A 15,921-nucleotide genomic window follows, 5' to 3' on the forward strand; every position below is an offset into this window, starting at 1 on the left:
TGGTACATCGCGATTTAGAAAAGCAAGGCTTTCTAGCCTTAATTTTATGTTCATTGGCAATTTGGTAAATGTAAAAATACGTAGGAAACACTATAGAAAAAGCCTTATTGAGGACACTTTATAAGTGTAATTGTTTATTAAAGACTTAATTACAACCAAAAGTTATATTGTATAATTTTATTGTAAGAAAAAAAAATAAGTTAATGCGTAATATTGCGTATCTAAGAATTTTTCCCCCCAAATGAATTTTTAGAAATTGATTTTTTTATTAAAAGCTTAAATCATTTTCACCTACAATTATATGCCCTTAACAATTTTACCAAACAAAATTAGATTTTCTTATAAATCTAAAAATTGGCAGTACGATTTTGACGAAATTAAAGAAATTGGACTCCTAAAAAAAAGAAAAAAATACTATCTTGAAAACGCAGCTTTTGCCGTCGTAACAGCAATTACTTATTATTGTATGCTATTTTCCGATATAATGGATTTATATTATATCATTCCAGCAATTTTATGCTATACGATTATTATAACTGTTAGATTTAGCGATCCGACAGAATTTGTTTATTTCGTTTTTGTGAAAGATATTTATCAAAACGAAATCAAAACCAAAATCGAATCAAAAGATCGTGCTTTAGTTGGTAAACAAATAGATTACTATTTAGACCTTCAGTTCGAGAGAAATATTCAAAAAACAGCTTAAAAGAATTAAAAATGTTTGTATTTGATATTTCCCTTTATGATGTTTTATTCATAATGTCAGCTCTGATTTATGGTTTTTTTATAACCAAAAGAAAAAAATTAACGAAACGCTAAGTCATATTTTATAAATTATGAAGTAGCTTTAGAATACCAAGAATATGTATAGTTATGCTGTTAATGAGTTTAATGGCGGGCTGTTTTAACTATACGGACCCCAAATATCGAAATTATGGCCGCAACAATTAAAAACAAAATAAAAAACATTAGAGAGTTAAAGAACTACACTCAAGAATATATGGCAGAAAGATTAGGTGTAACGCAGGCTGGTTACAGCAAAATTGAAAAAGGAAAGACTTCTCTGAGTTATGAAAAACTGGTTGAAATAGGAAGAATTTTGGATGTCAGTGTAGAAGATATTATTAGTTTTGACTACGATAAATACTTTAATAATTTCAATAAAATAACTGGAAATAATAATGGAAGTATTTTAATTAATGCCGATAATTCATCTGAATTAAAAGAACTTTACGAAGACAAAATCCAGCTGTTAGAAAAACTTCTCAATATTACCGAAAATGAGTTGGAGCGCTATAAAGATAAATTTGGAGAAATTTAAAAGCGATAAATTTTTAGTTTCATCTTTGTCAAAGTGTCAAACTTTGACAAAGATTACTCTACAAGTAAAAACTAAATTCAAAATATAAATTAAAATCGACAAAGATCTGCACGACCAGTGTGATGCGATAATTCTAAAACAAAACTTCTTTTGTAATTATATAAAATCCCATTACGAGAACAAACCAGCCAAAAAGGGGTTTCAGTTTTGCTCCGTCTATTTTTTTAGAAAGCTGGCTTCCAATAAACATTCCGATTAAAGCCATGGCAGAAACACTTAAGAGGAAACTATAATTAATTGGTGTTCCGATGTATAAATCGCCTGCAAAGCCTATTGAAGAATTAATCGTAATAATTAATAATGAAGTTCCAACGGCTTGTTTCATAGGTAAATTGGCGAAAAAAAGTAAAGCAGGAATAATTAAAAATCCGCCGCCAGCACCTAAAAAACCTGTTACAATTCCGACCAAAAAGCCAATAATACTAAGTTGCAGATAATTGGTTTCGGCATTTTTTATTTCAGGCTGATTTTTTTTAATCATCGAAATTGCAGCCGTAATCATCAATACAGAAAAGATAATCATGATTAGAAAATCTTTTGAAACATTGTATGATGCGACGCAAAATAGGGTTTTTGCAATTTGAGGAAAAATTACTTCGCGAATAATAAGAATTGAAATAATAGAAGGAATTGCAAAATAAAGCGCCGATTTGAGTTTAAGATTTCCCATTTTATAATGGCTGTAACTTCCGAAAAGAGCTGTCATTCCAACAATAAAAAGAGAGTAAGAAGTTGCTTGATCTGGATTTACTTTGAAGAGATAAACTAAAATTGGAATAGTTAAAATAGAACCGCCTCCGCCAATTAAGCCAAGTGAAATTCCGATTATAATTGCCGCAAAAAAGCCTAAATATTCCATTGCATTTATTTTAATGCAAAGTTGCTTCGGAAATTAGAATCCTACAGTAACATTTATCACAGAAGGTTTTTTTATTTTTTGCCACGGATTTTACAAATTAGCACGAATTATTCTGTCACATTGAGCGAAGTCGAAATGCTTTGTGGACTTCGACTTCGCTCAGCCTGACAAAAAGAAATATTTTAGCCACAGATTAAAAGGATTAGATGGATTTTTCTATTCTTAATAAAAAGAAATCCTAATAATCTTTTTAATCTGTGGCTGAAAAAATTATTTTAATAATTCAATTTGGTTTCGGTTAAGTTTGACCAAACCGCGCTGTTCCATTTTTTTGAGTAATCGGGAAACTACTTCACGAGAAGTGTTTAATTCACTAGCAATTTCTTGATGCGAAAGATTTACTTCAGAACATCCGCAAGCATCAGAATGTCTTTTTAAGTAAAACTCTAATCGCTCATCCATAGAACGGAAAGCGATATTATCAACAACTTCTAAGACTTCTTCAAAACGGCTTCTATACGTTTCAATTACAAATTCGTACCAGCTTCTATGTTCCATCATCCATTTATCCATTGATTGCAGCGGAATCATCATTACAGAAACATCTTCGACAACTTTGGCCATAATTTGGCTTTTTTCGCTTTTAGCTGTACAAATCATCGAAATCGCACATGCCTGACCTGGCTGTAGATAATACAATAAAAATTCGCCTCCATCTTCTCCCTGACGATAAATTTTGATTTTACCTTTAGTGATTAGAGCTGTATTTTTAATGTACTGCCCTGTACGCATCAAAATAGTTCCAGTTTTGAAATCCTGAAGAGTTCCATTTTTTTCAATAGTTTCGATAAGTTCGTTGGAGAAATTTGGAAAAATATTTTTTAATGAATGTTGCATGGACTATATTTTTTTGCCAGAAATTAAACAAATCAGTAAATAGAGATATGTGTATTTTGTAGCAGAGTATTTTGTCAAAAAGAAATTAAAACTTGCGATTTGTTGCAAAGATAATAGATTGAAATGGGATTAATTATCAGAAAACTAGATTTAATATCAATTTTCTGTAAATGAAAAAATCCTATTTTCTATCGATTTTGTGGACTGAATTTTTAAAAATAGTAACTAAATTTGTAATTCACTGATTATAATTATTTCTCTAAAACGTTTTCTGAGAATAATAATCGAAATCGCATTTGGTACGTTTTTTATATATAGAAACGTCGTAATTTTACAAAAACACATTTTATTATGAATTTATCACAAGAAGATTGGGTTGCTCAGTTAGAAGCTGACGAAAATGCAGTTATACTTGACGTAAGAACTGAAGACGAATTTAATGATGGCTACATTGAGAATGCTTTAAACATTGATATCAATAAAGGGCAAGGTTTTATTTATGAAATTGAAGAATTAGATAAAAATAAAAATTACTATGTATACTGCCGTTCTGGAGCTAGAAGTGCAAAAGCATGCCAGATTATGAACGAATTGGGTATACAAAATGCTTACAATCTGCTTGGAGGAATCCTGGATTGGGAAGGCGAAACAGTACAACCATAAAAGAAGAAGAGGCATAAAAAAGCCTCTTTTTTCTTTTGAATATAAAATTACCAGACCATTAAATAACCAAACTATGAGTTTTATACCAGAAGAATATCAGATTAATACGCTGATAAACCAAGACACTTATCTTGTAAACGGAGAATTGAAACAATGGACAGGGCAAACCACACCTGTGTTTTCTACTATTTCTTCTACAGAGAAATATTCTCCAACCTTATTAGGATCTATTCCTTTTATGGGAGAAAAAGAAGCGGCAGAAGTTGTCGAAGCTGCTACCAATGCATACGATATGGGGCAAGGATTATGGCCAACTATGAAAGTTGCTGATCGTATTAAAAGCATGGAAAATTTTGTGAAACAAATGAAAGAAACCCGCGAAGAAGTAGTAAAATACTTGATGTGGGAAATCGGAAAATCATTAGGAGATTCGCAAAAAGAATTCGACAGAACTGTAGAATATATTTACGATACAATCGCAAGCTACAAAGAATTAAACGGACGCAGTTCGCATTTTGAAAAAGTGCAAGGTGTAAACGCCATGATTCGCCGCGGACCTCTTGGAGTTGTGTTGTGTCTTGGGCCATATAATTATCCTTTAAATGAAACATTTTCGTTGCTAATTCCAGCTTTGATTATGGGTAATACTGTAATTTTCAAGCCAGCTAAACATGGTGTTTTATGTATTTCTCCATTATTGGAAGCGTTTAGAAGCAGTTTCCCAAAAGGTGTAATTAATATCGTTTACGGAAGAGGCCGTGAAGTGGCTTCGCCAATTATGAAATCTGGAAAAATTGATGTTTTGGCATTAATTGGAAACAGTAAATCGGCAATTGCTTTACAAGATCAGCATCCGAACAAAAACAGATTGCGTTTGATTTTAGGTTTAGAAGCTAAAAATCCAGCTATTATTCTTCCAGATGCCGATTTAGATTTGGCTATTCAAGAATGTATTACAGGAAGTTTGTCTTTCAATGGTCAGCGTTGTACGGCTTTAAAAGTATTGTACGTTCACGAATCTATCAGAGAAGAATTCAACAAACGTTTTGCTGAAAAAGTAGACAGTTTAGTTTTCGGAAATCCATGGGAAAAAGGAGTTTCTTTGACACCGCTTCCAGAAACGGAAAAACCAAGTTATATTCAGGGATTAATTGATGACGCAACTTCTAAAGGAGCAAAAATCATCAATGAAAAAGGAGGAAAGCATACCGATAATTATATTTTTCCAGCCGTTTTATTCCCAGTAAACAAAGAAATGCGTGTGTATCACGAAGAGCAATTCGGACCAGTTGTTCCAGTTCTTTCATTCAAAGATATTAAAGAACCATTGAAAGATATGGCCGAATCAAACTACGGACAGCAAGTAAGTTTGTTTGGTAAAGACATCAAAACGCTTGCACCGCTTATTGACGCTTTGGTAAATTTAGTGTGCAGAGTTAACCTCAACAGTTCTTGTCAGAGAGGGCCAGATGCATTCCCTTTTACAGGAAGAAAAGATTCTGCTGTAGGAACTTTAAGTATTCCAGATGCTTTGCGTTCTTTCTCAATCCGTACGTTTGTAGCTTCAAAAGATATCGATTATAATAATGAGATTTTGCAAGAATTACTAAACAGCAAAGAATCGAACTTTATTAATACCGATTATATTCTTTAATAATTCAAGTTATATATTAATTGTAGATGCCGTCTGTCGCTTTTTGTGGCAGACGGTTTTTTATTTTTTAAGATGCTAAGGTTCTAAGGTGCTGAGGTTCTAAGTTTTTTTCTGTGTGTTGAGATAGAGATAAGAATAAAGAATAAAGAACAAAGACTTCAATTAAACAGAAGCTTTTTCCCATCTTCCATCTTTCATCTTCCATCTTTCATCTTTCATCTTTCTTCTTCCATCTTTCCTCTTCCATCTTTCCTCTTCCATCTCTCCTCTAACTTTTCACATTTCACCATTAACAATTTACAGTTCACAATTAATAACTAAATTTGTAACATTCGTAGAAAAAAATCCACTAATACGTTATCAAAAACTAATTTAAAATACTTAAGAGTTACTTATGGAAAAGAAAATATTGCAATTTGCAGTACTAGCATTTGTTCTTTTTACTCAAAATACCTTTGCACAAGAACTTTATACGCCAAGAAATATAAAACAAGCATATGCAAATGGAACACGTTCTAAAGATGGAAAACCAGGCAAAAACTACTGGCAGAATCGCGGAAAATACAACATGGAAATCTCAGTTGATCCAAAAACGAGATTAGTAAGCGGAACCGAAACCATTATTTATGAAAATAACAGCCAGGATACATTAAGAAATTTAGTGATTCGTTTTGTAAATAATCTTCATAAACCTTCTTCACCACGTGGAAGTGAAGTAAGTGACGATTTCTTAAGCGACGGATTAACCATTACTTCATTAAAAATAGAAAATGAAATCTATAAAGAAGATGCAAGAAAATGGGGGACTTTCGGAAATGTAAAGTTGAAAAAACCAATCGCGCCGCATTCTAAAATAACTTTAAACATTCAGTGGAATTATCCCTTGTCTAAAGAGAGTGGAAGAGAAGGACAGATTGATGAAACAACCTTTTTTGTAGCATACAGTTATCCTCGTGTTTCAGTTTTTGATGACTATAATGGTTGGGACAGATTGCCTCATACAGATCGTCAGGAGTTTTATAATGATTTTAATGATTATGTTTTTTCTGTAAAAGCACCAAAAAATTACGTGGTATATGCGACTGGAGATTTATTAAATCCAGACGAGGTTTTGCAACCGGAATTTGCTTCACGTTTAAAAAAATCATACACTACAGATGAAATTCTTCATATTGCAAACGAACAAGAAATGAAGAGCGGCATCGTAACTAAACAATACGATTGGAATGTTTGGAAGTTTGAAGCTAAAAATATTTCGGATGTAACATTTGGTTTAAGCGATCATTATTTATGGGATGCCAGCAGTGTTGTTGTAGACAAAAAAACAAATCGTCGCGCAAGTGTTCAGGCAGCGTACAATGTTACAGGAACTGATTTCGTAAATTCAGTAAAAAATAATCAATATGCATTGGATTGGTTTTCTAACAATTGGCCTGGAGTTCCGTATCCATTTTCAAAAATGACGGCTTTCCAAGGTTTCGCAGATATGGAATATCCAATGATGTGTAACGATTCGCAAATGGGAGATCCTGTGTTTGCGCAATTGGTACAAGATCATGAAGTAGCTCATACTTATTTTCCTTTTTATATGGGAATCAATGAAACACGTTACGCTTTTATGGACGAAGGTTGGGCAACAACTTTTGAATATTTAATCGGAATTGCTGAACATGGTAAAGAAGCTGCAGATAAGTTTTATAAAGATTTTAGAGTAAAAGGATATATAAATGACCGTTCTACAGAAGAAGATCAGCCTATTATTTCAATGTCTACACAAGTTTCTGGAGCGGGTTATGGAAATAACTCTTATGGAAAAGCATCTCTTTCTTATTTAGCTTTAAAAGATTTATTAGGAGATGATTTATTCAAAAAAGCACTTCATGATTACATGGAAACTTGGAATGGAAAACACCCAATTCCATGGGATTATTTTAATTCATTTAATACCTCAACAGGAAAAAATCTGAATTGGTTTTTTAACAACTGGTTTTTCACTAATAATTATTTAGATATTGCTATAAAAGGTATTTCTCCAGACAAGAAAGTGATTACTGTAGAAAATGTTGGTGGTTTTGCTATTCCTTTTGATGTAATTATTACTTATGCTGATAATACGAAAGCAACAATACACCAGACTCCAGCAATTTGGGAAAAGAGTCCAAAAAATGCTAAAATTATTTTGAAGAGCACTAAAAAAATCGAACAGATAGAACTTGACGGAGGTATTTTTATGGATGCAACTCCAAGTAATAATATACTATCAGTAAAATAATTTAAAATGTCTGGAGAGAAAGATTTACAACAATTACTAAAAAGCATGAAACCTGAATTGAACTCTGGTGATTATGTTTTTTGTAAAGTTGAAAAACTTGAAAATATAGATTTAGATAAAATTGAAATGTTTTTTAAGGAGAAAGAAGCAATAACTTTAATCCTTAAAAAAGATATTGCAGATTCTCTACAGTTAGATTATTCGGTTATAATGTCTTGGATAACACTTACAGTGCATTCATCATTAGAAGCAGTTGGACTGACAGTGGCATTTTCGAAAGCACTTTCAGAAAATGAAATTAGCTGTAATGTTGTAGCGGCCTATTATCACGATCATATTTTTGTAAATAAAAAAGATGCAGAAAAAGCGATCGAAATCCTGAATTTATTTTCTAATTAATAAAAGATTACAGTAAAACAAAAAGAGAATTCAATATTTTGGATTCTCTTTTTGCTTTAAGTGATTTAAAATATCAAAAAAAAGTAGGAAACTTTATTCAAAAAAAGTAGGTTTGCAAATTAACTAATCAAACACTATTTTAATGAAAAAAACATTCCCCCTAATCGTTTTTTTGATTACTCTAAAGTTTTTCGGACAGAATGATCAAAAAACAGTGTTTCAGAAAAGCAAATACGAATTAGCTGTGTCCTACTACAAAAAAGCTGATTTTGTTAAAGCTATTGACTTATTTTCCTTAGCTGCTAACATTAAACCAGAAAATGAAATTGGTCAAGAATCAAGTAGCAAAGTAGATACTTTACGTCAAGTTCTAAGAAAAGAAGTGCTTGATCAAGCTCTTGGTACATGGAAAAAATCAGGAAATAAACCAGTTTGGGCAAGCACTGCCGCAACTGATGAAAAACAATCTGCAGTTGAAGAACTAATTGAAATTAAAGAAGATCAGATTTTGTTTTATGAAGTAGATAAAAAAACGAAAGAAAAGAAGCTTCTAAAAGCAGAAAATCTAATTTATAATGATGCGAATAGTACCGTATCGTTGTTTTCGGAAATAATACTTTCAGACGGCACAATCTGGAATTGTACTTTAGATGAAAAAGCAAATGTACTCCACGTTATTAACGTGGCGGTTAAAACCGAAAATGGAATCGAAAAAATAAAAATGGATAACGAAGAAAGTTACTACGTTAAAATATAAAAAAAGGGAATCAGCTGATTCCCTTTTTTTGTGAAGAATTAAAAAGGGATAAAAAAGATTTAGCCTTTCTAACTCACAACGAAATAGTTTATTTTTGGCAAAACTTGAAATTAATTGTAAATGGAAATTAAAGCCATCAAAGCATCAGATACTTGGCAGATTAGACACGAAGTAATGTGGCCAGACCAACCTTTTGAATTTGTTCAGCTAGAAGAAGATAATTTTGGACTGCATTATGGTGTTTTTGAAAATGATAAATTAGTTTCTATTGTTTCCTGTTTTATTTCGAATAATGAAATGCAGTTTCGAAAATTAGCTACATTACAATCTTATCAAGGAAAAGGAATTGCTTCTCATTTATTGAAATATATTTTTGAGGTTGCAAGAGAAAAAAAACTGCAAAAAATATGGTGTAACGCCAGAAAAGAAAAAAAAGAATTCTACGAAAAATTCGGAATGGTTGATACTGAAGAGGTTTTTACCAAAGCAGGACAAGAATACACTATAATGGAAATTTTGTTATAAGTTGTTGATATTTAGTGTTGTGACTTGTTTTTAGGATTTCGAGTCCTTTGTTTTATTTTGTTTTTTATTGAAAACGTTTTCGTTTGATATTCAATGTTAAGACTTTCTTATTTTATTTTTTTTGTTCCAATCTTTTATTACTTTCGCACCGAAATGAGAAAGTTAATAGTATTTTTAGTATTCATGAATATGCTTCTGTTTGGCGGAGGCCAATATTTGAATGCAAATACTTTTGGTCCTCATAAAAATCATCATGTTCAAAAACATAGAGTAAAATTCACTAATCAGGATCGTGGATCTTCAACTATTGAAGATGCTACAGATATCGATCTTGAAGAGGATCTTTTAGGAAATGATGATACTAATGTACTTACGAACAAGTTCTTTGCTGCTTCGTATAGTTTGGTAGACACCTTATATCTGGCACTTTCAGATCAGTCTGCTGCGAATGATTTCAATCGTTTTAAAAATTCTACGCCTGTTTTAGGGCATTCAAATCCTTTATACATTACTCAACAAGTATTAAGAATTTGATTTTAAAGTATACATCGGTTACCTGGGTTTCGATCTGCGTATCTGCTGTTGTATATTTTCTACTTCCGCTTATATGACTTTTAAGGTCTGGACTAAGGCTGACTGATGCATTTTAACATCCAAAAGGAATTTTTATTCCAAAAGCATTCATAAGCTTAATTTCCAAACTAAATCATGAAAAAAATCATTGTTTTCACAGGCTTAATGGCCTTGGTGTGCTTAACGAGCTGTACATCTAAAAAAGAAGAAAAAGAAGAAGTTGAAAAATTTACGGTTACTAATCCGATAAAAATTGATACTTCATTCACAAAAGAATATGTTTCACAAATAAGATCGGTTCGAAATATTGAACTGCGTGCCCAAGAAAAAGGGTTTCTACAAAATATATATGTCGATGAAGGACAGTTTGTAAAAAAAGGGCAGCTGTTGTTTAAAATTATGCCAAACATGTATCAGTCTGAATTGCTTAAAGCGCAGGCAGAACAAAAATCAGTAGAAATTGAATTGCAAAATTCAAAATTATTGGCAGATAAAAATATCGTTTCTAAAAACGAATTGAGTTCAGCTCAAGCAAAATTACAGTCAGCAAAAGCTGAAGTTGCATTGGCAAAATTACATTTATCATTCACAGAAATTAGAGCTCCGTTTGACGGAACAATCGATAGAATTCCATTAAAATTAGGAAGTTTAATCGATGAAGGAGAATTATTGACAAGCCTTTCAGACAACAGTCAGATGTTTGCTTATTTCAATGTTTCTGAACCAGAATACATTAGTTATGAAACGAATATTAAAGATCGTGCTGACAATAAAGTGAATTTAGTTTTGGCTAATGGAGACATCTTCAAAGAAAAAGGAAATGTTGAAGTTATAGAAAGTGAATTCAACAACGAAACTGGAAATATCGCTTTTAGGGCACGATTCCCAAATTCTGGAAAACTACTTAGAAACGGTGAAACAGGACAAGTTCAGATGAATGTTCCGTTGAAAAATGCTATTGTGATTCCACAAAAAGCTACTTACGAAATTCAAGATAAAAAATATGTTTTCATTGTTGGTAAAGACGACAAAGTAAGTTCAAGAGAAATTACAATTACTGGAGAAATTCCTGATTTATACGTAGTTAAAAGTGGTATTTCTGAAAATGACAGAATCTTGCTTGAAGGAGTTCAGAAAGTAAAAGAAAACGACAAAATTAAATACGAGTACCAATCTCCAAAAGAGGTAATCAATCATTTACGTTTAAAAGCAGAATAGTTTTTTGTTTCTAAAGTTTCAAGTTTAAGGTTTCAAGTTACGTACAGAACCTGAAACGTGAAACGTGAAACAATTTTAAACTTCAATAAGTTTAATCATTTAAAAGATATTAAAATGTTTAATAAATTTATTCAAAGACCTGTTCTGTCGATAGTAATATCGCTGATAATTGTCTTTTTAGGGGTATTGTCGGTATTAAGCTTACCAATTACTCAATTCCCTACGATTTCACCACCAATGGTGAATGTTACAGCAGATTATCCTGGATCTAACGGTGAATTGATGGTTAAGGCGGTTGTTATTCCTTTGGAAAGAGCCTTAAACGGAGTTCCAGGAATGAAATATATGGCTTCTGACGCCGGAAATGATGGTGAAGCAACAATTAAAGTGGTATTTAACTTAGGAACAGATCCTAATCAAGCTGCGGTAAACGTTCAAAACCGTGTGGCTTCGGTAACCAATAAACTTCCACCTTTAGTAATTAGAGAAGGTATTAAAATTACACGAGAAGTTCCAAGTATGTTGATGTATGTAAACCTTTACAGTACAGACAAAAATACCGACATGAAGTTCTTGTATAACTATGCTGATATCAACGTTCTTTCTGAATTGAAAAGGGTAAATGGTATTGGTTCTGGAGATATCTTAGGAACACGTGAATATGCCATGCGTATTTGGTTGAAACCAGATCGTATGTTAGCGTATAAAATCTCTGCTGACGAAATAATGGAAGCATTATCTAGTCAGAGTTTGGAGGCTTCTCCAGGTAAAACAGGAGAAAGTTCTGGTAAACGTTCTCAAGCATTTGAGTATGTATTGAAATATTCTGGACGTTTTACAACAAAAGAGCAATATGAAAACATTGTTGTAAAAGCAAATGCAAATGGTGAGCTTTTAAGACTGAAAGATGTTGCAAAAGTTGAATTTGGAAGTTCAATGTATGATATCTATTCTAATTTGAATGGAAGACCTTCTGCGGCAATTGTATTGAAACAATCTTTTGGAAGTAACGCGAATCAAGTTATTGAAGAAGTAAAAGCAAAACTGGAAAAAATCAAACAAAGATTTCCAAAAGGAATGGATTACGAAATTTCATATGACGTTTCTAAATTCCTTGATGCTTCTATTGAAAAAGTAATTCACACCTTAGTTGAAGCATTTATTCTGGTAGGTTTGGTAGTATTCCTTTTCTTAGGAGACTGGCGTTCAACTGTTATTCCTGCAATTGCAGTACCCGTTTCATTGGTAGGAACATTTGTATTCATGACATTCTTCGATATTTCGTTGAACTTAATTACACTATTTGCGTTAGTATTAGCCATTGGGGTCGTCGTCGATGACGCGATTGTAGTTATCGAGGCCGTTCACGCCAAGATGGAAGAAGAACATCTGTCGCCATTCAAAGCAACTAAGAAAGCAATGCATGAAATCGCGGGGGCAATTATTGCAATTACCTTTCTTATGGCGGCAGTATTTATTCCAGTAGCCTTTATGTCTGGTCCAGTTGGAGTATTCTACAGACAATTTTCTGTAACAATGGCAACTGCGATTATTCTTTCTGGTATTGTGGCTTTAACATTGACACCAGCGCTTTGTGCAATGATGTTAAAAAATAATCACGGACAACCTAAAAAAACTACACCTGCGAATAGATTTATTGATGCTTTCAACGAAAAATTCAATTTAGCACAAGGAAAATACCAAAATCTATTAGGTAAAATTGTAAACAGAAGAGTTGTTACTATTGTAGCGCTTTTAGTTTTCTGTGCAGGAACTTGGATTATAAGTAGTAATGTTCCTTCTGGATTTATTCCGAATGAGGATCAGGGAATGTTTTATGCCGTTATTCAGACGCCTCCAGGTTCGTCTTTAGAAAGAACAAATAATATTGCAGAGAGAGTTCAAAAAATTGCTGAAGAGATTGATGGAGTAAAATCTGTTTCTTCGTTGGCAGGTTACGAAATTCTGTCTGAAGGAACTGGTGCAAACTCAGGAACTTGTTTGGTGAACCTTAAAGATTGGAATGACAGAAAAGAATCTGTTGTGGAGATCATGCATGAAATGGAGGAAAAATGTAAAGATATCACTGGTGCAAATATCGAATTTTTCCAACCGCCTGCGGTACCTGGATATGGAGCAGCTGGAGGATTTGAGCTTCGTTTGTTAGATAAAACAGGTTCTGGAGATTATAAGAGAATGGAGCAAGTAAATAATGATTTTGTTGCTGAATTAAACAAACAGCCAGAATTATCTAACGTATTTAGTTTCTATAGCTCTAGTTTCCCTCAGTATATGATGAAAGTAGACAATGATTTGGCTCAGCAAAAAGGAGTTTCTATCGAAAATGCGATGAATACGTTGTCAACTCTTGTGGGTAGTAATTATGAAATTAGTTTTATCAAATTCGGTATCAACTATAAAGTAATTGTGCAGGCTTCGCCAGAGTATCGTGCACAGCCAGACGATATTTTGAAATTGTATGTGAAAAACGATCGTGATGAAATGGTACCTTACTCTGCTTTTATGAGATTAGAAAAAGTATACGGACTTTCGGAGATTACACGTCACAACATGTATACCTCAACGCAAATTAGTGGTTCGCCAGCAGCAGGATACAGTTCTGGAACAGCGATTAAAGTGATTCAGGATATTGCAGCAAAAAAATTACCAAGAGGTTATGACATTGACTGGGCAGGTATTTCTGCCGATGAGGTAGCACAAGGGAATCAAGCTATTTGGGTATTCTTAATCTGTTTAGGATTTGTATATCTAGTTTTAGCAGCGCAATACGAAAGTTTTATTTTGCCATTGTCAGTAATCTTTTCGTTGCCAGCGGGTATTTTCGGAGCGTTCCTTTTATTGAAAATCGCAGGATTAGAAAACAATATTTACGCACAGGTTGCCATGGTAATGCTTATTGGATTATTAGGTAAAAATGCCGTACTGATTGTAGAGTTTGCGATACAAAGGCACGCAGCTGGAAGAACTGTTTTAGAGGCAGCAATGGAAGGTGCAAAAGCAAGGTTCCGTCCTATCTTGATGACTTCGTTTGCCTTTATCGCCGGATTAATTCCGCTTGTTTTTGCAAGTGGTCCTGGTAAAATTGGTAACAGAACAATCGGAACTGCTGCAGCAGGAGGTATGCTTATCGGAACTATTTGTGGAGTATTTGTAATTCCGGGATTGTATTACATTTTTGCCAAAATTGCTGAGCGATACAAATTGGTAAAACATGAAGAAGAAAATCCATTAACAGAAGAAATTGACAACAATCATGTATAAATTCAAAACATATCAATATAGTATTGCATTGGCTGTATGTCTTACAGTTGCAGGGTGTAAAACCCCTGCACCTGAGGCAGCAATAACGCCAACTGCGCCAGTTCCAGATTCGTTTGGAATGACTCAGACTCAGGATGCAAACAATAATACAGCAGCATTAAACTGGAAAGATTACTTTAAAGATCAAAATCTTGTAGATTTAATAGATATTGCTCTTAAAAATAATCAGGAACTGAATATTACTTTGCAGGAAATCGAAATTGCAAAGAATGATATTCGTGTAAAAAAAGGACTTTTATTGCCAACTGCAGGCTTACGCGCTGGCGCTGGAGTAGAAAAAGTGGGAAGATACACGAGTCAAGGTGCTGGTGATGCTACGACAGAAATTAAACCTGGTGTAGAAACTCCAGATCCACTAGGAGATTTTACTATTTCTGCTTACGCAAATTGGGAAGTAGATATATGGAAAAAACTGCGTAATTCTAAAAAAGCGGCTTTAAACAGATATTTAGCTACAGTTGAAGGTAAAAACTTTGTAATTACAAACCTCATCGCAGAAGTTGCCGATTCTTATTACGAATTAATAGCTTTAGATAATCAATTGGATATTGTAAAACAAACAATCAAATTGCAAACTAACGCTTTAGAAATTGTAAAAGTTCAAAAACAAGCTGCAAGAGCAACCGAATTGGGAGTTAAAAAGTTTGAAGCTGAAGTTCTAACTTCACAAAGCATGGAGTTTGATATTTTACAGCAAATAAAAGAAACTGAGAATAAAATCAACTTTTTGTTGGGTAGATATCCTCAGGAAATTAAAAGAACAAACAATAATAATTTCTTAAGCTTATTACCAGCGGCTGTTAGTTCTGGAATTCCTTCTCAATTATTAGAGAATCGTCCAGATATAAAACAAGCTGAATTAGAGTTAGTAGCAGCAAAATTAGATGTAAAAGTAGCTCGTGCAGAGTTTTATCCGTCATTGGATATTACAGCTGCAATTGGAGTACAAGCTTTTAAACCATCTTATTTGTTTACAATGCCAGAATCGCTTTTATATTCATTGGCTGGAGATCTTGTTGCTCCTTTGATTAACAGAAATGCAATCAAAGCAGAATTTGCAAGTGCCAATGCGAGACAATTGCAAGCATTATACAATTACGATCGTACGGTTTTAAATGCGTATTTAGAAGTTTCAAACCAATTGTCTAAAATTGATAATTTGCAAAAAGGTTACGATTTGAAATCGAAACAAGTTGATGCGTTAAATACTTCTATAGATGTTTCAAACGATTTGTTTAAATCGGCAAGAGTTGACTATTTCGAGGTTTTAATGACACAAAGAGATGCATTAGAAGCGAAATTAGAATTAGTAGATACTAAAAAAGAGCAATTGAATGCTGCGGTTCATGTTTACAGAGACTTGGGCGGCGGATGGAAATAA

The 15,921-nt window shown here is 33.1% G+C and carries 14 protein-coding genes; 12 read left to right on the plus strand and 2 right to left on the minus strand.

Going from position 1 to position 15,921, the window contains the following annotated elements; translation table 11 throughout:
• Window positions 1-301 precede the first annotated feature (301 nt).
• Together HNP35_RS07860 and HNP35_RS07865 are read left to right on the plus strand one after the other, a co-directional pair.
• Complete coding sequence (locus HNP35_RS07860) at window positions 302-706, plus strand: hypothetical protein (RefSeq protein WP_184160092.1); 405 nt, start codon at window positions 302-304, stop codon at window positions 704-706.
• Between the two features lie 228 nt (window positions 707-934).
• Window positions 935-1,321, plus strand: coding sequence for a helix-turn-helix transcriptional regulator (locus HNP35_RS07865; RefSeq protein WP_184160094.1), 387 nt, complete (start codon window positions 935-937; stop codon window positions 1,319-1,321).
• A gap of 133 nt (window positions 1,322-1,454) precedes the next feature.
• Here the strand turns inward: HNP35_RS07865 and HNP35_RS07870 are convergent, their stop codons facing one another.
• Together HNP35_RS07870 and HNP35_RS07875 are read right to left on the minus strand one after the other, a co-directional pair.
• On the minus strand, window positions 1,455-2,240 hold the full coding sequence (locus tag HNP35_RS07870) for a sulfite exporter TauE/SafE family protein (protein ID WP_184160096.1): 786 nt from the start codon (window positions 2,238-2,240) through the stop codon (window positions 1,455-1,457).
• 270 nt (window positions 2,241-2,510) lie between these two features.
• Complete coding sequence (locus HNP35_RS07875; RefSeq protein WP_184160098.1) at window positions 2,511-3,137, minus strand: Crp/Fnr family transcriptional regulator; 627 nt, start codon at window positions 3,135-3,137, stop codon at window positions 2,511-2,513.
• 351 nt (window positions 3,138-3,488) lie between these two features.
• On the opposite strand from HNP35_RS07875, the gene HNP35_RS07880 reads away from it, so the two are divergent.
• From HNP35_RS07880 to HNP35_RS07925, 10 genes are all read left to right on the plus strand, one after another.
• A complete protein-coding gene (locus HNP35_RS07880; protein ID WP_091491996.1) occupies window positions 3,489-3,800 on the plus strand; it encodes a rhodanese-like domain-containing protein in 312 nt (103 codons plus the stop codon).
• A 73-nt stretch (window positions 3,801-3,873) separates the two neighbouring features.
• Window positions 3,874-5,454 (plus strand): NADP-dependent glyceraldehyde-3-phosphate dehydrogenase, encoded by a 1,581-nt coding sequence (locus HNP35_RS07885; protein ID WP_184160100.1) that lies wholly within the window; start codon window positions 3,874-3,876, stop codon window positions 5,452-5,454.
• Between the two features lie 394 nt (window positions 5,455-5,848).
• A complete protein-coding gene (locus HNP35_RS07890) occupies window positions 5,849-7,726 on the plus strand; it encodes a M1 family metallopeptidase (RefSeq protein WP_184160102.1) in 1,878 nt (625 codons plus the stop codon).
• A gap of 6 nt (window positions 7,727-7,732) precedes the next feature.
• Window positions 7,733-8,125, plus strand: a complete 393-nt coding sequence (locus tag HNP35_RS07895) for an ACT domain-containing protein (protein ID WP_184160104.1) — start codon at window positions 7,733-7,735, stop codon at window positions 8,123-8,125.
• 142 nt (window positions 8,126-8,267) lie between these two features.
• On the plus strand, window positions 8,268-8,882 hold the full coding sequence (locus tag HNP35_RS07900; RefSeq protein WP_184160106.1) for a tetratricopeptide repeat protein: 615 nt from the start codon (window positions 8,268-8,270) through the stop codon (window positions 8,880-8,882).
• A gap of 120 nt (window positions 8,883-9,002) precedes the next feature.
• Window positions 9,003-9,407 (plus strand): GNAT family N-acetyltransferase, encoded by a 405-nt coding sequence (locus tag HNP35_RS07905; RefSeq protein WP_184160108.1) that lies wholly within the window; start codon window positions 9,003-9,005, stop codon window positions 9,405-9,407.
• A 153-nt stretch (window positions 9,408-9,560) separates the two neighbouring features.
• The gene (locus HNP35_RS07910; protein ID WP_184160110.1) at window positions 9,561-9,941 is read left to right on the plus strand and encodes a hypothetical protein; all 381 of its coding nucleotides are present in this window, start codon (window positions 9,561-9,563) and stop codon (window positions 9,939-9,941) included.
• A 174-nt stretch (window positions 9,942-10,115) separates the two neighbouring features.
• Window positions 10,116-11,198 (plus strand): efflux RND transporter periplasmic adaptor subunit, encoded by a 1,083-nt coding sequence (locus HNP35_RS07915; protein ID WP_184160112.1) that lies wholly within the window; start codon window positions 10,116-10,118, stop codon window positions 11,196-11,198.
• A 114-nt stretch (window positions 11,199-11,312) separates the two neighbouring features.
• Window positions 11,313-14,480: an efflux RND transporter permease subunit gene (locus HNP35_RS07920; RefSeq protein ID WP_184160114.1), complete on the plus strand. Its 3,168-nt coding sequence runs from the start codon at window positions 11,313-11,315 to the stop codon at window positions 14,478-14,480.
• The gene (locus HNP35_RS07925; RefSeq protein ID WP_184160116.1) at window positions 14,473-15,921 is read left to right on the plus strand and encodes a TolC family protein; all 1,449 of its coding nucleotides are present in this window, start codon (window positions 14,473-14,475) and stop codon (window positions 15,919-15,921) included. Before HNP35_RS07920 ends, HNP35_RS07925 begins: the two co-directional genes overlap by 8 nt.

The organism is Flavobacterium notoginsengisoli, from assembly GCF_014207905.1.
Classification (GTDB): domain Bacteria; phylum Bacteroidota; class Bacteroidia; order Flavobacteriales; family Flavobacteriaceae; genus Flavobacterium; species Flavobacterium notoginsengisoli_A.

Excerpts from the sequence above, each read along its gene's own strand:
- HNP35_RS07900 (WP_184160106.1), top strand. The coding sequence starts at position 8,268 with ATGAAAAAAACATTCCCCCTAATCGTTTTTTTGATTACTCTAAAGTTT.
- HNP35_RS07870 (WP_184160096.1), bottom strand. The coding sequence starts at position 2,240 with ATGGAATATTTAGGCTTTTTTGCGGCAATTATAATCGGAATTTCACTT.
- HNP35_RS07915 (WP_184160112.1), top strand. The coding sequence starts at position 10,116 with ATGAAAAAAATCATTGTTTTCACAGGCTTAATGGCCTTGGTGTGCTTA.
- HNP35_RS07875 (WP_184160098.1), bottom strand. The coding sequence starts at position 3,137 with ATGCAACATTCATTAAAAAATATTTTTCCAAATTTCTCCAACGAACTT.
- HNP35_RS07880 (WP_091491996.1), top strand. The coding sequence starts at position 3,489 with ATGAATTTATCACAAGAAGATTGGGTTGCTCAGTTAGAAGCTGACGAA.
- HNP35_RS07925 (WP_184160116.1), top strand. The coding sequence starts at position 14,473 with ATGTATAAATTCAAAACATATCAATATAGTATTGCATTGGCTGTATGT.
- HNP35_RS07905 (WP_184160108.1), top strand. The coding sequence starts at position 9,003 with ATGGAAATTAAAGCCATCAAAGCATCAGATACTTGGCAGATTAGACAC.
- HNP35_RS07895 (WP_184160104.1), top strand. The coding sequence starts at position 7,733 with ATGTCTGGAGAGAAAGATTTACAACAATTACTAAAAAGCATGAAACCT.
- HNP35_RS07890 (WP_184160102.1), top strand. The coding sequence starts at position 5,849 with ATGGAAAAGAAAATATTGCAATTTGCAGTACTAGCATTTGTTCTTTTT.
- HNP35_RS07885 (WP_184160100.1), top strand. The coding sequence starts at position 3,874 with ATGAGTTTTATACCAGAAGAATATCAGATTAATACGCTGATAAACCAA.
- HNP35_RS07920 (WP_184160114.1), top strand. The coding sequence starts at position 11,313 with ATGTTTAATAAATTTATTCAAAGACCTGTTCTGTCGATAGTAATATCG.
- HNP35_RS07910 (WP_184160110.1), top strand. The coding sequence starts at position 9,561 with ATGAGAAAGTTAATAGTATTTTTAGTATTCATGAATATGCTTCTGTTT.
- HNP35_RS07860 (WP_184160092.1), top strand. The coding sequence starts at position 302 with ATGCCCTTAACAATTTTACCAAACAAAATTAGATTTTCTTATAAATCT.
- HNP35_RS07865 (WP_184160094.1), top strand. The coding sequence starts at position 935 with ATGGCCGCAACAATTAAAAACAAAATAAAAAACATTAGAGAGTTAAAG.